The following is an 18,414-nucleotide window of genomic DNA, read 5'->3' on the forward strand; positions in this document are numbered from 1 at the left end:
GCGTTATCCATGGCGAGTTTTCCCGTATTTTCACAGGTCGATTATCACATCGACTTAACCCAAGGAACACAACATCTAGCGCAAGTAAGCGCTAGCTTTCCCATGTCTAAAAGCGACACCTTAACGCTAAATATTCCCAGCTGGCGTACTGGCAAGTACGTAATCATGCCCATTGCCGATGGTATTCGACAACTGCAAGTAACCGATGAGAAAGGCCAGGCGCTACCTTATAAGCGCACCGCTTCGGGTGAATGGCAAGTGTCTTTAAGCCAGCCCTCTAAAGTACAGGTTCGCTATCAATTGCATGCTAATGAGTTAGGCGATCGCTTGCGCCACATAGACGACAGTCATGCGTTTTTAGATGCCTCAGGGGTGTTTATGTACAGTCCTGAGTTTCGAGATGAGCCGATCACGGTGCAACTGAATGTGCCGGGCCAATGGCAAAGTCACTCAGGCATGGCTTCTGGGGAAGCTCCTCATAGCTTTGTTGCCGATAACTACGATGTGCTGGTGGACTCACCCATAGAAACTGGACTCAGTCAGTCCTATCAATGGCAGTTAGATGGGCGCGATTATGAGCTAGTGATATGGGGCGAGGGCAATTACAACGCGACACAAATGGTCGCCGATCTTAAAAAGTTATCGCCCACAGCCACGGCTATCTGGGACGATTACCCTTATCAGCGATACGTATACATGGTGCATGCTACCAGTGGTGCTCGAGGTGCAACTGAGCACTTAAACTCCACCATTATCCAACGGCCTCGATTCCGATTTGGCGCTCGCGAAGATTACGTAGCTTTTATTAGCACCGCCAGTCATGAGTTCATACACACCTGGAACGTTAAAGCCTATCGCCCTGAAGGTTTGGTTCCATATGACTACCAGCAAGAAGCCATCACAGATTTACTGTGGATTTCCGAAGGCTCCACCAGCTACTTTCAGCGACAACTGTTGCTGCGGGCTGGGATCATCAATTTTGATGAGTTTGCAAAAGACTTAGCCAAACGAATCGATACCCACCTCAATACCCCGGGGCGTAAAATACAAAGCGTTGCGGAGGCGAGTCGAATCCAATGGATCCGTCGCTACGGTGACTATGCTCACAATCACAGTGTTAACATTTATGCGCAAGGCTATTTAGCCTCGCTTGGTTTGGATTTTGAAATCCTAAATAGCAGCGCATTGGCGAACAGTTACCGTGATGTACATAGACAGCTCTACAGAGACTTTAAAGTACCTAAGTCCTTTAACAGTGCAGATGTACTAACGATATTGAATGGCTTACATGGTCGCGACTATCAAGATTGGTGGCAACAGCACATTGAGTCACCCATGAACTTTGACTTTAAAGCCATGTTGCTGCAAGCGGGGTTCGATTTAAGCCATCCAACGGACGCTAAGGTATTGCCAAGCATGGGTCTTAAGCTGAAAGCCAACGAGCACAATGCGCTTATTGATGTGGTTGATAAATACGGCGCAGGATGGCGTGCGGGGCTTACCAGCGGCGATGAAATCATTGCGATTAACGGTTTTCGAGTGAAAGCCAAAGACTTCACTGCCCGCCTAAAAGACTTTCGTGTTGGTGATACCTTGACGCTTGATTATGTGAGGCGGGATCAATTGCAAAGCAGCCAGATCATTTTGGATGCTAAGTACGATAAACCACTGCGTATTAAACCGGTAGCCAATCCTACCCGTGAACAAAAAGCCTTCTTTGAAGCCTGGTTAGGAGTGAACTGGGATGCGGTAATGAGCGCCAACAAACGTCGTCGCTAAAACCTGTGTGTAAAAGCTTCGTGCCAATACAGTAAAGCCAGGCTATCGCGAGTACAGACTGGCTTTTTAGTGCCTTTGCTTTTTATGACACGTTTTAGATTACTCTGCAGCGCCCGCTTGCTCACCGAGTACCTCAAACAGGGCAGCGAGCAGGGCACTGAGCTCAGCGCACATCAGGCTAAAGTCGGCGTCTAAGCGAGCCGCAGGATCTTCGCTGTCTTGATGCTCGGTTCTCATTTCTTCACTGAATTTAACACGTTTAATCGCACCGTCTAAATCCACCACAAAGCGAGTAGAATCGGCGTAGTCGAGCGCAAGTTTATGCACCACTTTTCCAGCCTCTATGTGAGCTAACACTTCGTCTTCGGTCAGCCCTTGGTTTTTAAACTTAACGGTACTGGCGGCTTCTGATTCTAATTTAAGTTCGGCCTCATCCAGCAATGCAAACGGATGCGGGGCGTGACCTTGTGTTAACCATTGAGTGAGCGTGGTTTGAATAGGGCTGGTGTACGCCACAGGTACTAACGGCAATGAGCCAACGGCTTTGCGGAGTAAAGACAGCACTTCATCGGCTTTAGTGGCACTTGAGGCATCCACCAAAATAAGATCCTGCTTTGCCAAAATCACCGCGCGAGTGGTTTGACGACGGCTAAAGGCGCGGGGAAGTAGTGTATGAACAATCTCATCTTTGAGGCTGTCTTTCTCTTTCTTATGCAAGCTGCGTCCTTCGGTTTGCTCGACTTGATTTACTTTCTCTTCAAGTGATTCCTTGATAACGCTGGCAGGAATGATTTTCTCTTCCTTGGTAATGCTGACCAAGAATTGGGCGTCGGCCGAGTGAACCAATGTTTTACCGTGCTTTCCTAACGCATTGCTAAAACCGATTTTGCTGATGTCTTGACTGGAACAAGGTTGAAAGGCGAAATCTTGCAGCTTTTGCTCCAATTGTTCGTCGCTAAGTTGGAAAGGTTTTTTGAATTTAAATACGAGTAGGTTTTTAAACCACATGTGAAAAGGCTCCGCCACAAAAAGAAAGCGAAAGTGTATGTCATACGCCAACAACAATAAATAGAAACCTGTATGGGCGTTGTTCTTTTGTCTTATTTCCTTCTTGGTTTTGTAGCATTTTTGTAACAATCCCTTGGCAAAATGCCCTCAACATCTTGTTAAGCAATAACGTGTTTAGCGAACTCAGCTAACGCAACTAACGTAACTAACTCAATAAAGGAAAAAACAATGAAGCTTTTTACTAAAGCATTGCTCTCCTCAAGTTTACTAACGGCCATGTCGGTTCAAGCCGCAGATCCAATTACCGTTTATGGAAAACTGAATGTGACAGTGCAAAGTGAAGATGTTCAGGGGGATCGAACCACCGCTATTGAATCCAACGCATCGCGTCTAGGCGTCAAAGGAGCATTCGAACTAAGCAGTAATCTAGAAGCTTTTTATACCATTGAGTATGAGGTGGATACCGGTTCTAAAGACAAAGAAAACTTTAAAGCTCGTAACCAATTTGTAGGGTTGCGCGGTGGATTTGGTGAGGTATCACTTGGCCGCAACGACACCATGCTTAAAAAGTCCCAAGGAAAAGTAGACGTATTTAACGATCTATCCGGTGACTTAAAAACCTTATTTAAAGGTGAGGTACGCGCTGAACAAACCGCCACTTACGTGTCTCCAAGTTTGGCTGGTTTTAAAGCCGGTGTTACTTGGGTTGGCGAAAACTCCAGTAAGCAAATTGACGAAGTTAAACAAGAGACGGTGAACGGCTTTTCAGCGGCATTAATGTATGGCGATTCTGGCTTGAAAAAACAGCCGGTCTACGCCGCCGTTGCATACGATACCAGCGTTCAAGGGTATGACATTCTTCGAGCAACGGTCTCTACCAAGCTGGTGGGTATTAAACTGGGTGGTATGTTCCAGTCGCAACAAAAAAATGACGGCTTGGACGATGCCGACATGGTCGAGAGTTATGACTCGGACAAGGGTTACTTGCTTAGCGCGGCCTATGACATTAATGCCATTACGCTTAAGGCGCAGTATCAAGACATGGACAACCAAGGCAGTGCAGCCTCGATTGGTGCCGATTATAAATTATCTAAGCCGACTAAGTTATTTGCCTTTGCGACCCAGCGCGATATTGAAGAAGCAACCGATAAAGACACCTTCTTCGGCATTGGTTTAGAACATAAATTCTAAGACAGTTTGTGCTTGCTAAGCCGCCCTCTGGGCGGTTTTTTTTGTGCCTTTTGCTTTGGTTAAAGTGGCAAAGCGTCGCGTTTTGGTGGCAGCTTTGAGTAAAGTTTGAACTCTCACTCAGCAGACACTTTGGCTTTGTTTTACCCTCAGCGAAATGTAATTCTTTACGACAAGGCGACAGTTATGCAAACCAAACACTTATTGAGCTTAATGATGGCAGCCACCCTAGTGGCCGGGCTATCAGGTTGTGCTGAGTTAAAGCAAACGGGCAAAGAAGTGGGCCACGCTACTAAAGAAGCGACCACCGCCATTGGTCACGGCTCTCGCGATGCGGTAAAAGCGGTGGGGCACACTTCTAAAAAAGTGATACAAGACATTAAGGAAAGCTAAGCGGTTTGTCGGTTGCGATCAAACCATAACTTTTAAGCTTGGGAAAAAACGTCATAAATCTGTAATATAGAATGCTAATAATAGCGGCCATTAGCTCATATTACGGAATTCTTATAGATGCCAGCCCGAATACTTGTTGTTGAAGATGAAGCCGCGATCCGCGACATGCTCACCTTTGTATTGGAGCAGCACGGATATTTAGTCGTTACTGCCGATGATTACGCCAGCGGCATTGCTAAGATTGCCGAGCCTTATCCGGATCTGATTTTATTAGATTGGATGTTGCCCGGGGGCAATGGCATCGCGCTTGCAAAACATGTTAAACAAGAAGAGTTCACCCGTCACATCCCGATTATTATGCTGACTGCTCGCGGTGAAGAAGAAGACAAAGTAAAAGGCTTAGAAGTCGGGGCCGATGACTTTGTTACCAAACCTTTTTCTCCAAAAGAGCTTATGGCGCGCATAAAAGCGGTATTAAGGCGCAGCGCCCCTACTCGAGTTGATGAGCCCATTGACTTTCAAGGGCTTGTGCTTGACCCTGTCAGTCACCGTGTCAGTGCTAACGAGCAAATGTTGGACATGGGGCCTACCGAATTTAGACTTTTGCATTTCTTTATGACTCACCCAGAACGAGTTTACAGCCGCGAGCAGCTGTTAAATAACGTCTGGGGAACCAATGTGTATGTTGAAGATAGAACCGTTGACGTGCACATTCGTCGCCTGCGTAAAGCCATTGAACATTCAGGCCACGACCGCATGATTCAAACGGTACGCGGTGCTGGCTATCGATTCTCAACGCGCTCATGACTGAATCTTTAACTTCGCGCCAAATCGGCGTTCGTTTAGTGCTTTTACTGGCCGTACTGGGGTTACTAGGGTGGGTTTTGAACGCTGTCTGGCAAACCCTTTTCTTTGGTACGCTCGCCGCTTTAGTGTGGCATTTGCGGCAACAACAACGATTGTCCGACTGGCTTTGGCGAGACAATAAGCTGCTTCCTCCGAAAGGGCAGGGCTATTGGGAAGAAATCTTTAACGGCCTTTATCGAATGCAAAGCCAGCATCGTCGTAAACAACGGCATCTAGCCCACTTACTGCGCCAATTTCGTCAAGGGGCTGAAGCATTACCCGATGCTGCAGTGGTGTTAGACAACGACTTCTCCATTATTTGGTGCAACAAAATGGCGACACTGCATTTGGGTTTGCAATGGCCCAATGACCAGTCACAGCGCATTGATAACTTGTTGCGTATGCCAGAATTCACACAGTATTTGTCAGCACGAGAATTTGCCGAGCCGTTTGAAATGGTGCCCATTCCAACGCGAGGGCATAAGGTCGAAATTCGAATCATTAGCTACGGCGATGGACAATATTTGTTGATTGGACGGGACGTGCAGCGGGTCCGCCAACTTGAAGGTATGCGCCGCAACTTTGTCAGTAACGTCAGCCATGAGTTAAAAACACCACTTACGGTTTTGTATGGCTATTTAGAAATGATGGCCATGAGCGCCCCCGACAATCAAGCAAAAGCGATTGCGCTAATGCAGCAACAAGCAACGCGCATGAACGCCATGGTGGAGCAGTTGTTAGAGCTATCTCGAATGGAGTCTGCCAGCACCATTGAGTTGAATAAGCCTATAAATTTGGCTTCATTGATGGCGGAAGTTAAAAACGAAGCGCAGGGGCTGGCCAGTCCTTCGCATCAATTGGTGTTTGATGTCGATACTCAAGTCAGCTGCTACGGCAGTGAAATGCAGCTGCACTCAGCTTTTAGTAATTTAATAAGCAACGCCATTCGCTACTCTGTAGACGGTGGTCAAATTGAGGTTTCCTGGCAAAAAGTAGCGCTAGGGGTTAAGTTTTCAGTATCGGACCAAGGTATTGGCATCGATACCAGCCATTTTAATCGTCTAACAGAACGCTTCTACCGAGTGGATGATGCGCGAAGTCGAGACAACGGTGGCAGTGGCTTGGGGCTTGCTATCGTCAAGCACGCGTTAAGTGCCTATGACGCTGAGCTTACCTTAACCAGTGAGCTGGGTAAGGGGAGCTGTTTTAGTTTCATTATTCCAAACAAATACGTGTGTGTCTCCTCTCAAGATGAGGGCTCGACGCCTGGAGCTATAAACACGTGATGGCGGTGGCGATGCGACTTTTAAAAGGTGTGGGGCTGGCTAGCCTATTGCTGCCCTTTGCAACGTTCGCCGAGTCCAGCTTGCAAACCGCGACTCAGGTTAGCTCAGAAGCCACAGCGCAAGCGCTGCCAAACTATCAAAAAGTCATTGGTGTGTCGGGTAATCTATCTTCGGTGGGATCCGACACCCTGGCCAATATGATGACAGCGTGGGCACAGGCATTTAAATACATTTACCCTGGTGTCAACGTGCAGATTCAAGCGGCGGGCTCATCCACCGCCCCAACCGCGCTCACTCAGTCTACCTCACAATTTGGTCCCATGAGTCGAGTTATGAAACCCAATGAAATTGAGGCGTTTGAGAACCAGTTTGGCTATCAACCGACTCCGGTGCGAGTGGCCATTGATGCGTTGGCAATTTTTGTTCATCAAGACAACCCGATTGACGGCTTAACCCTTGAGCAAATTGACGGTGTGTTTTCAGTAACTCGCCGTTGTGGCGGCGATCGAGTTGAGCGCTGGGGAGACATTGGCGGGCAAGGGGATTGGCGTCAACGCGACTTCCAATTGTATGGCCGTAACTCGGTTTCTGGCACCTACGGTTATTTTAAAGAACGAGCCTTGTGCAAAGGTGACTTTAAAAACACCGTTAATGAGCAGCCCGGTTCCGCATCGGTTGTTCAATCGGTTTCGCGATCTTTGAATGCCATTGGCTATTCTGGTATTGGTTATCAAACGGCTGGGGTCAAAAGCGTGGCGGTGGCCAATGCAGAGGGTCACTACATTGACGCAACCAAAGAAAACGCCGCTCAAGGACTGTATCCCTTGGCGCGCTATTTATACGTATACGTCAATAAACACCCCAATCGTCCGCTCTCGCCAATGGAGCGCGAATTCATACGCTATATCTTGTCTGCCCAAGGGCAAAGCTTGGTTCAAAAAGAAGGCTACGTGGCGGTACCAAACGCCATTGTTGAGCGGGATTTAGCCCGGCTGGGTATAGACGCTAAATGATCTCCAACTTGATTCCTGCGGCCGCCAAATAGTCTTGCTCTCGTTCTAATTCGGATTGCAGTAAGTCGTTGCCCAGTGTCTCCAAGCCGATGTGCAGTTGAAACGAGTTTGCGTCGACATGCAAGCGGGCGTCTACACTTTGATTGCTGTGCCCTAAATGCAATAAACAAGCGATGCGCAGTGCGACTAGAGCATTTATAAGCTGAGTTGATGAGGCAATTTCTACCGCTAGCGGTTGCATCGACTTTAAGTTCTTACGGTGATTTAACACCAGCCACGCCAGTACCTGTTGCTGTTCAATGGTAAACCCCGGTAGATTGCTTTGCGATAAAATGTAATGGCCATGGCGTTGAAAACCTTTGGCGTTCATCTGTAGACCGATCTCATGTAACTGTGCCGCCCATAGAACCAAGTTTCGCTGTTGTGGGGTTAGCTCATAGTGGGCAATGAGCATTGATAAGCTGCGACACACATTGTCAGCATGGGCGATATCCACGTGATACAGCTTACTGATGCTGTTGATGGTTTGATTGGCAACGGAGGCTATCGGTTTGCTATGCAGCATTTCGCTAATAACACCCTCGCGCAGCGCGCCTCGACTAAAGCTCATGGAGTCAATATCGAATACCGCGAATACGCCTCGCAAAATGGCTAAGCCGCCAGGGAGTACTTTAAGCCGCTGTTCATCTAGGCCTTGCTCCAACAGCTTAGTCGGGTTGTCGATCACCTGTTGTTGCAGTTTCTTTAAGTGAGCGTCGGTCAAGCGGCTTGCATCGCTGGCTTGCCCTAAACACAAATTCATAATGGCTTTGACGGTGCCGCTGGTACCAATAGTGCTCTGCCACCCGTTACGTTTGTATTGAGCGGCAATACCGTGCAGTTGTCGCTGCGCTCTTAATTTGGCTTTTTTAAATTGGCGTTTGGTTATCGCTTCAGAGAAATAGATCTGTTGAAAGCTGACGCAACCCATGGCTTCGCTATGGAGCATTTTCGGTGTTTTAGCACCGGCCAGAATAACCTCGGTACTGCCGCCGCCTATGTCGATGATGAGGCTGTTATTGGTAATGGGTTGTTCTAATCGCACACCTTGATAAATCAAACGGGCTTCTTCAACACCGGCAACCACTTCAACTGGGGTGGGTAACAGTCGGTTAGCCGGTGTCAGGAATTGAGCTCGATTAGGCGCTTGGCGCAGGGCAAAGGTGGCCACCGCACGCACTTCACTGACGTTAAGCTGTGACAGCTTATCGGCAAATTGCGCCAAACACTGCAGTCCCCGCTCAATGGCATCTTCACTTAAATTACCGTGCTCGTCGATACCTTGCGCAAGTCGAACTCGTTGTTTAAACGAATACACTTGTTGAATTTGTTGTTTCACCTCTCGAGCAACGCAAAAGTGAAAGCTGTTGGATCCCATGTCGATGGCGGCAACTAATTTATCTGTTTCAGCGGCCATTGGTTTGTTCCCGTGCAAGTAAATACTCGTATATTTCCGTCTGAGAACGCATTTTACGACGGTTACCTCGAGCCATGTAGCTATTGGCTTGGGTCGCGTCAATAGCCCTCGCTTTAGTGGTATCTTGCCAGTGCAGAGTTAAGGTATCTAGGATGATTTGCTTAAGGTCGTGGTCATACACAGGGCAACCCACCTCAACGCGCATTTCGAGATTACGCCGCATTAGGTCCGCCGAAGTAATGTAGACTTTTTTCTCGCCTTTTCCGTAGAAATAGAGCACTCGAGGATGCTCTAAAAAACGGTCGACAATGCTAATGGCACGAATGTTATCCGATAGTCCGGTTAAGCCGGGTTTAAGTCCGCACATGCCTCGTATGATCAAGCGAATACTCACACCGGCGCTTGAGGCTTGATACAGCTTTTCAATGACCTCTTTATCTACCAAGTTGTTAATTTTAAATATAATCTCTGCGCGTTTTGACAACTTTGCTTGTTCGATTTCGTCGTCGATTAACTGCAGCAAGCGTGTTTTGGCTTTATTTGGAGAAACCAACAGGTGTTCAAAATGCTGATCTTGATAGGGTTTACTAATAAATTCAAATACCTGAGAAACTTCCTGGGTGATGCGTTTATCTTTGGTGAATAGGGCTAGGTCGGTGTAGATTTTTGCTGTTTTCTCGTGAAAGTTACCGGTGCCAACATGCGCGTATCGGCACAAACCGGAAGCCTCTTGGCGCTCAATTAAGCACAGTTTTGCGTGCACTTTTAAACTGCTGATGCCAAAGCTAACGTGAATCCCGTGTTCACTTAAGCGCTTAGACCAGTCAATATTGGCTTCTTCATCGAAACGAGCTTTTAATTCTACAACCACCTGAACTTGCTTGCCGTTTTGAGCTGCATCAATCAGTGAAGCGATCACTCGAGAGTTTTTAGCAACGCGATATAAATTAATGGAAATCTTACTAACCGCTGGGTCAAAAGCCGCCTGACGTAAAAATTCAGTCAGGTAAGAAAAACGATGGTAAGGGTAATACAGCAAGACATCTTTGTGGCTAATAGCATCGAAAACCGTATTAAAACTCTCGAACTGCTTAGTTTTGATGGCAGGTAGTTTTGGATGCTCTAGGTATTTTCTACTGGGATTGGGAAAACTGATAAAATCTCGAAAGTTGTGGTAGCGCCCTCCAGGAATCAGACTCGAGCTTTGTTTTATACCGAGCTGATCAATGAGTCGCTGCAAGCAATGGCTGGGCATTTCTCTATCATAAACAAAGCGTACTGGAGCTGCTGTCAGTCGTTGCTTTAAGCCGTGAGACATTTTTTCAGTAAAACTTAACTCGAGATCTTCCGATAAGTCGAATTCCGCGTCTCGAGTCAGCTTCATCGAATGGCACTCAATGAAGTCGAATTCGAAAAAGCCTTTAAACAACTCTTCAATGCAATAGCGAATAACGTTATCCAACAAAATGAGTGATTTTCGCTTCTTACTCTTTTCAGGAGGTAACTGTAAAAAACGCGGTAGACGATGAGAGGGCACTTCAATTAATGCGTATTGAACGGTGTCGTTCTTATGCAGGGCCACCATTAAGTAGGTCAGTCCATCGCTAATGACGTCGGTTAGATTGGGCACACCGTCGAGCACGATGGGGGTGATGTGGCGTTTGATCTTATCCTTGAAATATTGTTGTGCCCAAGCCGCTTGGTTTTCGCTCATTTGATTTTCATTAATCAAAAAGATATTGCGCCGGGCTAGATCCCGTAAACAAATTGCATAGATGTCATCAAACTCTTGTTGCAACAGCAGCACTTTTTGTTGGATACGTTCCAGTAAGGCAGCGGCTCCGAGATCAACGCCTCGCTCTTGTTCGATAAGCACTTTGCGATGCACGTTGGCAACGCGCACTCGAAAAAACTCGTCGAGGTTATTTGAGAAAATACCAAGAAAGCGGACGCGCTCTATGACAGGGACCGATGGGTCCGCAGCCTCTTGCAATACTCGCTCGTTAAAGGACAACCAACTGATCTCTTTTTCAACCAACTGCGTCGTTGTTTTGGTTGAATGAGGGACAAAAGACTGCATGCTGCCTCCAGAGAGTGGTTAATTTATTAGATCAACTTGAACATCATCACCAATTTCAAACAACTTTTGTTGTAATCGCTCGTAGACTTCAGCATCGACCGGACTTAAGGTGAGTTCGGCTTTAAATAGCGCCAAACCAGTGTGGCTTGCCGACTCTCTACTACTGGAAAAGCGCTCAATGTTAATGGACATTGCTGCAATCATATTGGAAATTTGATGTACAAATCCAGAGCGGTCATTACCAACAACTTGGACGTTTACTGTTGGCGAGCTCGGGGTTGGGTCAGCTAATTTTTGGCCGGTTAGGGTCAGTCCATCGATGGCTTCTAGGCTGTCTCTCAGTTCGTCCCAATGCTGAGGAGCTATCTCAACCACCAAGATAGCGGCGAACAAGGTATCGATATGGCGCAGTTCGGAATCGAGCCAATTGCCTCCTAGGCGCGAAAGTGGTTGTGCAATTTGTTCTACCAATCCCGGGCGGTCGGGCACCTGAAGCGTTATCAAATATCGTTGCATAGGTTTGCCTCTGTTTGTTGTAACATTAGTGTCATAATATCGAAATATAATATTGGCCAATCAAAATGAGCGCCAACTCCATAATTTGAGGGTAGGAATGAACCAACAGGCTAGTCAAGCCGAATCACAGTCAACCAAAAGTATCTTCGCTGCGCAACAAGGACGTCGTCGCATTAAAGATAAGCTAACTCAATACAGTGTTAGCCTTGGAGGCATTGCGGTTTTGTTTGCGTTAGTGCTCATCTTCATTTATCTGGCTTACATAGTAAAGCCATTGTTTGATAGTGCCACCATCTCTAGCATTGACGCTATTGAATATACCTCAAGTGAGCGCACCTTAGCCCTTGGTGCCGATGATCAAGCCCAGCTTATTTACCGGGTTACCGACTCTGGACGGGTTGAGTATTTCGACTCCAGCACCAATAACCGTGGCATGGTGCGTCGCTTTGAATTACCGCAAGGCGAAGGAGAGTTGGTGAGTTACACCAGTACCACCCATGCCCAGCAACAATTGCAGGTGTTTGGTAATGATCGTGGGCAAGTTCTGGTGGTGCAGCCAAGCTTCAGAATTACCTATCCCAACGATGTTCGTCAAATCTCTCCGCTTCTTCGTTATCCTCTTAAACGACAATGGTTTCAGGTTGATGAGCAACACCGTTCTCTCGAGTTGTTGGCCAGCGCCATCAGTGATGACACACTCAGTTTCGCCTACTTGGCTGACCATCAGTTGCAACTGCGACGAAAGCTTGGTCAACGCAACGTCATAACGGGGGAGGCGCAGTGGCAACAACAATCGGCAACCATTGCGCAGTTACCCATGAAACCGGAGCGATTGCTGATAACGCCCGATCAGCGCCAACTGCTGTTACAAAACCAAGACAGCGTCTACGTTTATGACATAAGCCAACTTTCTAAGGTCAGTTTGCAACAAGTCATCGACCTCTCCGAAACCAAGGCTCGGGTTACCGACATTAAGCTGCTTGCAGGCGCCAGTTCAATACTCATCGCCAGAGAAGACGGCTCAATTACTCAATGGTTTGAAGTAAATCAGCCATTTGGTCGAGGCTACCAAAATGTGCGCAGTTTTGATGCCGGTTTTGCGGTGCAAACACTGGTGACTGAGCATTATCGCAAAGGATTTGCCGCATACTCCGCTGCGGGTGAGATGACATTGTTCTACAGCACCTCTGAGCGTGAGCTGGTTAACCTCACCGCCGCTCAAGCGTTCACTAAGGTGGCGGCTTTTAATCCGAGAGCCAATCGTTTGTTGATTGATCTCGACGGTGTAATTCAAGTATTTTCCATCGTCAATGAACATCCGGAAATCTCTTGGAGCGCGCTTTGGCAAAAAGTTTGGTACGAGGGGTATCAAGAGCCCGATTATGTGTGGCAATCCACCTCAGCTAACCAAGACTTTGAAGCAAAACTCAGCTTAACACCGCTGTTGTTCGGCACCATAAAAGCCGCTGCGTATGCCATGTTGTTTGCCATTCCGATAGCGGTTGCCGGGGCAATTTATACCGCCTACTTTATGACCGCTGGGGTGCGTCGTATTGTTAAGCCGACCATCGAAATTATGGAGGCTTTACCCACGGTTATTTTGGGATTTTTAGCGGGTTTGTGGTTGGCACCCATTGTGGAAACCCACCTTTCCGGTTTTTTGTTGATGTTAATTCTTTTACCCTCCAGCTTACTGCTAACGGCCATGATTTGGTGGATACTGCCGGCGGCTATCAAAGCACGTTTACCGGAGAATTATCGTGAATTATTGCTGATACCCTTGCTATTAATCGTAGGCTACTCATCATTGTCATTGAGTCCGACGTTGGAGTTATGGTTGTTTAATGGCGACAGTCGGAGTTACATCACCAATGAGTGGGGCATAGGTTTTGATCAGCGCAACGCGCTCGTGGTTGGTATTGCAATGGGGTTTGCAGTGATACCCACCATTTTCTCCATTGCTGAAGATGCGATTTTCAGTGTCCCTAAACATTTGTCAAACGGCTCACTTGCACTGGGTGCTACCCAATGGCAAACGCTAACACGAGTAATTTTGCTCACCGCTTCGCCGGGCATTTTTTCGGCCATTATGATGGGGGTTGGTCGAGCCATTGGTGAAACCATGATCGTTTTAATGGCTACCGGTAATACGCCATTAATGGATTGGAGTATCTTGGAAGGTATGCGAACACTGGCAGCGAATATTGCCATCGAGATGCCTGAATCGGAACTTGGCAGTACCCACTACCGGGTACTATTCCTTGCGGCTCTGGCGTTGCTGGTGATGACCTTTTTGTTTAACACCGTAGCGGAGCTGATTCGTCAACGTCTGCGGGATAAATACCGTGCCATGTAGTGCAGAGAGATGATTGTAGATGAATAAATGGCTCACATCAGGAACGCCTTGGGTTTGGCTCACCGCCGGGGCGGTCAGTATCAGCTTAATTTCAGTGCTGGGACTGTTGCTGTTGATTGCCTGGCGAGGTTTAAGTTATTTCTGGCCAGCGGACATTTATCAGTGGCAAGTCACCACGTCAGACAATCAAACAAGCGTGGTTATTGGAGAGCTGTATGACCGAGAGCGTGTTCCTAAGGAGCAGTTAGTTGCTGCAGGTCACCGATTCGATGAGCAAGCGCCGAATGACATTGAGCGGTTCTTGATTAAAACCGGTAATCGAGAATTGCAATCGCTGGATTTCCAGTGGGTATTGGCAACGAACATAGACGCTAGAACTCGGCCGCTAGACTTAGCAGTTTTTGAGCGAGTCAAACACGGTAACTTTTACGGCTACCCCAAAGCCATAATCCAGGACGGCCAACGCATCGAGTCGTCCCAACTCGAACAGCGGATTCAACAGCTCATAGAAAAAACCGCCGACATCAATGCTCAAGCTGATTTTATTCAATCCAATCAAATTGGTTCGGTGAACTGGGCATTAGAACGTTTGCGACTGGAGCAGCGTCGTTATCTACTAAAAGGAGAGCTCACCGAGTCTCAGCAACAATCATTTGATGCTCGTAAACAAGGATTGCAAACCAGCTATTTAACCTTAGAAAGGCAACTCACCGGCCTGCGACAGCAACTGAATGATGATGCGGTAATCGTTGAGGACATGCGTGGCGTTGAAGTGCGATTGCCGGTATCAGAGCTCATTCGAGTGTCCTACAATAACCGTCTTTCTACCATTGCTAAGTTGAAGCAGTGGTTGCAACAAGTGATTCAGTTCATCAGCCAAGAGCCTCGCGAATCCAATACTGAAGGCGGTGTTTTTCCCGCAATCTTTGGCACCGTTTTTATGGTGCTTTTGATGGCCGTGATGGTTACGCCTTTCGGTGTAATTGCGGCGGTGTACTTGCATGAGTACGCCAAAAAAGGCCCCATTACACGAATGATTCGAGTAGCGGTTATCAATCTCGCTGGCGTTCCTTCAATTGTATATGGTGTGTTTGGGTTGGGGTTCTTTGTGTATGTGCTGGGGGGAAGCATCGATGCGTTATTCTATTCCCATGCTATGCCCAGTCCAACCTTCGGCACCCCTGGCATCTTGTGGTCGGCCCTGACTTTAGCCATATTGACCTTACCGGTTGTGATTGTTTCGACGGAAGAAGGCTTATCTCGAATTCCGCCTTCATTGCGACAAGCCAGTTTGGCATTGGGCGCCACTCGTGCTGAGACCTTGTTCAAAATTGTTTTGCCAATGGCCAGCCCAGCCATTATGACCGGCTTGATCTTGGCAATAGCCCGCGCCGCTGGGGAGGTGGCGCCGTTGATGTTAGTAGGGGTGGTAAAATTGGCCCCAAGTCTGCCTATTGATGGACATTTTCCCTTTGTGCATTTAGATAGAAAATTCATGCATTTGGGGTTTCATATTTATGACGTGGGTTTTCAAAGCCCTAATGTTGAAGCGGCTCGTCCTTTGGTTTACGCCACTTCGTTTTTACTCGTCAGTGTGATTGTTTCGCTTAATTTGACCGCGATTGCTGTGCGAAATCACCTTCGTGAAAAGTTTAGAGCGATGGAGCAATAACAGCGCACTGATGCTAAAGAGGATAAAAAACAATGCTCTCCTTGGATAGAGACTTGCTGAGCGACAATTCAGTTGACCTGAGCCAACTTGATGCGCAACAAACCGCATTGGATATTCGCGATCTCAGCCTATTTTACGCAGAAAAAAAGGCGTTATCCGATATTTCTATGAAAATTCAACGTCACAAAGTTACTGCGCTGATTGGTCCGTCCGGTTGCGGTAAATCCACTTTATTGCGATGCATTAATCGAATGAACGATTTGATCGATGACTGCACAATCAGCGGCGATATTTTACTCGGTGACGAAAGTATCTTTGATAAACGCGTTGATGTGGCAACCCTCAGGCGTACTGTGGGCATGGTGTTCCAGCAACCCAATCCGTTTCCAAAAAGCGTATATGAAAACGTTGTTTACGGGCTGAGATTGCAAGGTATTAAAGATCGCCGAGTGTTAGATGAAGCGGTGGAGCAAGCGTTGCAAGGTGCGGCGCTTTGGGATGAAGTCAAGGACCGATTAAACGACAATGCGTTTGACTTATCCGGTGGTCAACAGCAGCGACTAGTGATCGCGCGAGCGATTGCTATCGAGCCGCAGGTCCTGTTATTGGATGAGCCGTCATCGGCGTTAGATCCCATTTCAACCTTGACCATTGAAGAGTTAATCAGCGACCTTAAACAAAAGTACACTGTGGTCATAGTGACTCACAATATGCAACAAGCGGCGAGGGTGTCCGATAATACGGCGTTTCTGAACATGGGGAAGCTGGTGGAGTATACCGATACTAATACCTTATTCACGACGCCAAGCGTCCGTCAAACGGAAGACTATATCACCGGCCGCTATGGCTAGTCAGGAATTATCATGGATCAAATTAAATTAAATCGGCACATTTCGGGGCAGTTCAACGCAGAGCTCGAGCACGTTAGAAACCAAGTATTGTTGATGGGAGGCTTGGTTGAACGCCAATTACAAGACAGCCTAACAGCGATGATGAAGTCGGATGTCGAATTGGCCCGTAAAATCATCGAAGACGACAGAAAGGTCAACGGCATGGAAGTGCGTATTGACGAGGAATGTGCTCGAATCATAGCTAAACGCCAGCCGGCCGCTTCCGATTTGCGTCTGATCATGGCCATTTTAAAGACCATTGCCGATCTTGAACGCATCGGCGACTGTGCGGAGCGCATTGCCACGATTGCGCTGGATAAAAAGCTGGATCCCAGCAGTTCCATGCTGGTCAATCTCGATGGCATGGGGCAACAATCGATTCGCATGCTCCATCAAACCCTGGACTCTTTCGCTCGAATGGACGTTGATGCGGCATTTAGAGTGCATAAAAAGGACGGCGAGATAGATCAGTCCTACGAAGCCCTATTGCGTCAACTGATGACCTATATGATGGAAGACCCTCGTATGATTCCCAATGTTATCACTGTGTTATGGGCCGCTCGCGCTTTGGAGCGCATTGGTGATCGCTGTAAAAACATTGCGGAATATATTATCTATTTCGTTAAAGGCAAGGACGTTCGACATACCGATCTCACTGATATGAGCAACTAATGCATCACTAAAAATAGGTTTCTCAAAAGAAATAAAGGCTTATCAGGGGTTTTACCTATCTAAATCGACATTTTCATAATAAACTTTGATCCAATTCAAATAATAAATGAGATAGGGATTACTATGAGAATCAATGCTCTGTTCGCATTGGCGACAACAGTGGTGTTAAGCGGCTGTGGGAAACAAGCTGAAATCGCTCCGCCGCCCCCACCGGCTGTGACCGTTTACACGGTAGAAACTCAACAAATCCAACCCAAAGCCGAGTTTGTCGGACGCGCACAAGCCAGCGAAGATGTGGTCATTAAAAGCCGTGTCGAAGGCCCTTTGCTCAAGCGACACTTTACCGAAGGCGAGGCTGTTGAAGCGGGCGCTTTATTGTTTGAAATCGATCCCGCCACCTATGAAGCCAAGTTAGAGCAGAGTAAAGCGCAACTTACCCAAGCGATTGCGGCTCGTGATGTGGCTGAAATTAACTGGAAGCGCGGTAAGCAGCTGGCGCCCGATGGCATGATCTCGGGCAAAGACATGGATGAATTGACCACCAATAAACTGCAAACCGAAGCGGCGGTGGTGCAGGCGAGAGCGGCACTAGAGTCCACCAGTTTGCAGCTTGAATACACCAAAATCTATGCACCCATTAGTGGCCGTATTAGCCGAACATTGGTCAGCTTGGGAGACTTGATCTCCAGTCAAACCGAAATGGCCACCTTGGTTCAATTGGATCCGATGTGGGTTAATTTCCAAGCCTCAGAGCGAGCTGCTACCCAAGCCCACATGATCATGCAAGATGGGCGTGCAGATCTCCCAAGGATGCATGAGTTATTGGTGTCTTTGCGACTGCCTAACGAACAAATTTATGCCGAAACCGGAGTGTTAGACTTTGTCTCAAATCGAATCGACAGCGCCACCGGCACACTCGGCTTACGAGCCACCTTTGATAATCCCAGCCAAATTTTGCTGCCCGGCATGTTCTTGACCGTGATTTTACAGTCGCCCAATACTGAAGATGCCATCGTCATTCCTCAAGCCGCGGTTCAAGAAGACCAGCAAGGTCGCTTCGTTATGGTGGTTAAATCCGACAACACGGTAGAGAAGCGCATCGTTCAATTAGGGGACAGAATCGAAGTCAATTGGGAAGTGGACAGTGGTCTTGAGTTAGGCGAACGAATTGTTCTAGACGGATTGCAAAAAATTCGCCCGGGAGTAACGGTTACCGCAAGCGAAGCCGATGTCACTCCTTTTACGCCGGCTAGCTAACG

General features: G+C 47.5%; 15 protein-coding genes. 11 read left to right on the forward strand and 4 right to left on the reverse strand.

Annotated elements, in window-relative coordinates:
- Window positions 1–9: 9 nt before the first annotated feature.
- Window positions 10–1,779: a M61 family metallopeptidase gene (locus tag CLC91_RS03035; protein WP_095499971.1), complete on the forward strand. Its 1,770-nt coding sequence runs from the start codon at window positions 10–12 to the stop codon at window positions 1,777–1,779.
- A gap of 99 nt (window positions 1,780–1,878) precedes the next feature.
- Here the strand turns inward: CLC91_RS03035 and rdgC are convergent, their stop codons facing one another.
- A complete protein-coding gene (gene rdgC / locus CLC91_RS03040; protein WP_095500030.1) occupies window positions 1,879–2,787 on the reverse strand; it encodes a recombination-associated protein RdgC in 909 nt (302 codons plus the stop codon).
- Window positions 2,788–3,015: 228 nt separating this feature from the next.
- Here rdgC and CLC91_RS03045 point away from each other — a divergent pair, with 228 nt between their 5' ends.
- The 5 genes from CLC91_RS03045 to CLC91_RS03065 all read left to right on the forward strand — a co-directional run bounded on the left by CLC91_RS03045 (window position 3,016) and on the right by CLC91_RS03065 (window position 7,513).
- Window positions 3,016–3,978 carry a porin gene (locus CLC91_RS03045; RefSeq protein ID WP_095499972.1) on the forward strand — a complete coding sequence of 321 codons (963 nt, stop codon included), beginning with the start codon at window positions 3,016–3,018 and terminating at the stop codon, window positions 3,976–3,978.
- A 183-nt stretch (window positions 3,979–4,161) separates the two neighbouring features.
- Window positions 4,162–4,368: a hypothetical protein gene (locus CLC91_RS03050; protein ID WP_233132560.1), complete on the forward strand. Its 207-nt coding sequence runs from the start codon at window positions 4,162–4,164 to the stop codon at window positions 4,366–4,368.
- Between the two features lie 117 nt (window positions 4,369–4,485).
- Window positions 4,486–5,175, forward strand: a complete 690-nt coding sequence (gene phoB, locus CLC91_RS03055) for a phosphate regulon transcriptional regulator PhoB (RefSeq protein ID WP_095497468.1) — start codon at window positions 4,486–4,488, stop codon at window positions 5,173–5,175.
- Window positions 5,172–6,500 carry a phosphate regulon sensor histidine kinase PhoR gene (gene phoR, locus CLC91_RS03060; RefSeq protein WP_095497469.1) on the forward strand — a complete coding sequence of 443 codons (1,329 nt, stop codon included), beginning with the start codon at window positions 5,172–5,174 and terminating at the stop codon, window positions 6,498–6,500. The genes phoB and phoR overlap by 4 nt, the downstream gene beginning before the upstream one ends.
- An 11-nt stretch (window positions 6,501–6,511) precedes the next feature.
- The gene (locus CLC91_RS03065) at window positions 6,512–7,513 is read left to right on the forward strand and encodes a PstS family phosphate ABC transporter substrate-binding protein (RefSeq protein ID WP_095497598.1); all 1,002 of its coding nucleotides are present in this window, start codon (window positions 6,512–6,514) and stop codon (window positions 7,511–7,513) included.
- On the opposite strand, the gene CLC91_RS03070 is transcribed toward CLC91_RS03065, so the two are convergent.
- Genes CLC91_RS03070 through CLC91_RS03080 form a run of 3 tightly spaced genes read right to left on the reverse strand, consistent with a single transcriptional unit; the run spans window position 7,506 to window position 11,565 of the window.
- The gene (locus CLC91_RS03070) at window positions 7,506–8,969 is read right to left on the reverse strand and encodes a Ppx/GppA phosphatase family protein (protein WP_095497470.1); all 1,464 of its coding nucleotides are present in this window, start codon (window positions 8,967–8,969) and stop codon (window positions 7,506–7,508) included. The genes CLC91_RS03065 and CLC91_RS03070 overlap by 8 nt on opposite strands.
- Window positions 8,959–11,049: a polyphosphate kinase 1 gene (gene ppk1, locus CLC91_RS03075; RefSeq protein ID WP_095497471.1), complete on the reverse strand. Its 2,091-nt coding sequence runs from the start codon at window positions 11,047–11,049 to the stop codon at window positions 8,959–8,961. The genes CLC91_RS03070 and ppk1 overlap by 11 nt, the downstream gene beginning before the upstream one ends.
- Window positions 11,050–11,067: 18 nt before the next feature.
- Window positions 11,068–11,565: a glycine cleavage system protein R gene (locus CLC91_RS03080; RefSeq protein ID WP_095497472.1), complete on the reverse strand. Its 498-nt coding sequence runs from the start codon at window positions 11,563–11,565 to the stop codon at window positions 11,068–11,070.
- 97 nt (window positions 11,566–11,662) lie between these two features.
- Between CLC91_RS03080 and CLC91_RS03085 the strand changes: the two genes are divergently transcribed.
- From CLC91_RS03085 to CLC91_RS03105, 5 genes are all read left to right on the forward strand, one after another.
- Window positions 11,663–13,921 (forward strand): ABC transporter permease subunit, encoded by a 2,259-nt coding sequence (locus CLC91_RS03085; protein WP_095497473.1) that lies wholly within the window; start codon window positions 11,663–11,665, stop codon window positions 13,919–13,921.
- A 19-nt stretch (window positions 13,922–13,940) separates the two neighbouring features.
- Entirely contained in the window at window positions 13,941–15,593 is a 1,653-nt protein-coding gene (pstA, locus tag CLC91_RS03090) for a phosphate ABC transporter permease PstA (RefSeq protein ID WP_095497474.1), read from the forward strand.
- 32 nt (window positions 15,594–15,625) lie between these two features.
- Window positions 15,626–16,444: a phosphate ABC transporter ATP-binding protein PstB gene (pstB, locus tag CLC91_RS03095; protein ID WP_095497475.1), complete on the forward strand. Its 819-nt coding sequence runs from the start codon at window positions 15,626–15,628 to the stop codon at window positions 16,442–16,444.
- A 12-nt stretch (window positions 16,445–16,456) separates the two neighbouring features.
- Window positions 16,457–17,155, forward strand: coding sequence for a phosphate signaling complex protein PhoU (gene phoU, locus CLC91_RS03100; protein WP_095497476.1), 699 nt, complete (start codon window positions 16,457–16,459; stop codon window positions 17,153–17,155).
- Between the two features lie 123 nt (window positions 17,156–17,278).
- Entirely contained in the window at window positions 17,279–18,412 is a 1,134-nt protein-coding gene (locus CLC91_RS03105) for an efflux RND transporter periplasmic adaptor subunit (protein WP_095497477.1), read from the forward strand.
- Window positions 18,413–18,414 lie beyond the last annotated feature (2 nt).

It is taken from the genome of Paraferrimonas haliotis (assembly GCF_002282895.1).
Classification (GTDB): Bacteria; Pseudomonadota; Gammaproteobacteria; order Enterobacterales; family Shewanellaceae; genus Paraferrimonas; species Paraferrimonas haliotis.

What these genes read in the sequence shown, in the direction of transcription:
- pstB (WP_095497475.1), top strand. Translation starts at nt 15,626, where the DNA reads ATGCTCTCCTTGGATAGAGACTTGCTGAGCGACAATTCAGTTGACCTG.
- CLC91_RS03035 (WP_095499971.1), top strand. Translation starts at nt 10, where the DNA reads ATGGCGAGTTTTCCCGTATTTTCACAGGTCGATTATCACATCGACTTA.
- CLC91_RS03085 (WP_095497473.1), top strand. Translation starts at nt 11,663, where the DNA reads ATGAACCAACAGGCTAGTCAAGCCGAATCACAGTCAACCAAAAGTATC.
- CLC91_RS03070 (WP_095497470.1), bottom strand. Translation starts at nt 8,969, where the DNA reads ATGGCCGCTGAAACAGATAAATTAGTTGCCGCCATCGACATGGGATCC.
- phoU (WP_095497476.1), top strand. Translation starts at nt 16,457, where the DNA reads ATGGATCAAATTAAATTAAATCGGCACATTTCGGGGCAGTTCAACGCA.
- CLC91_RS03050 (WP_233132560.1), top strand. Translation starts at nt 4,162, where the DNA reads ATGCAAACCAAACACTTATTGAGCTTAATGATGGCAGCCACCCTAGTG.
- phoR (WP_095497469.1), top strand. Translation starts at nt 5,172, where the DNA reads ATGACTGAATCTTTAACTTCGCGCCAAATCGGCGTTCGTTTAGTGCTT.
- CLC91_RS03045 (WP_095499972.1), top strand. Translation starts at nt 3,016, where the DNA reads ATGAAGCTTTTTACTAAAGCATTGCTCTCCTCAAGTTTACTAACGGCC.
- rdgC (WP_095500030.1), bottom strand. Translation starts at nt 2,787, where the DNA reads ATGTGGTTTAAAAACCTACTCGTATTTAAATTCAAAAAACCTTTCCAA.
- CLC91_RS03065 (WP_095497598.1), top strand. Translation starts at nt 6,512, where the DNA reads ATGCGACTTTTAAAAGGTGTGGGGCTGGCTAGCCTATTGCTGCCCTTT.
- CLC91_RS03105 (WP_095497477.1), top strand. Translation starts at nt 17,279, where the DNA reads ATGAGAATCAATGCTCTGTTCGCATTGGCGACAACAGTGGTGTTAAGC.
- ppk1 (WP_095497471.1), bottom strand. Translation starts at nt 11,049, where the DNA reads ATGCAGTCTTTTGTCCCTCATTCAACCAAAACAACGACGCAGTTGGTT.
- pstA (WP_095497474.1), top strand. Translation starts at nt 13,941, where the DNA reads ATGAATAAATGGCTCACATCAGGAACGCCTTGGGTTTGGCTCACCGCC.
- phoB (WP_095497468.1), top strand. Translation starts at nt 4,486, where the DNA reads ATGCCAGCCCGAATACTTGTTGTTGAAGATGAAGCCGCGATCCGCGAC.
- CLC91_RS03080 (WP_095497472.1), bottom strand. Translation starts at nt 11,565, where the DNA reads ATGCAACGATATTTGATAACGCTTCAGGTGCCCGACCGCCCGGGATTG.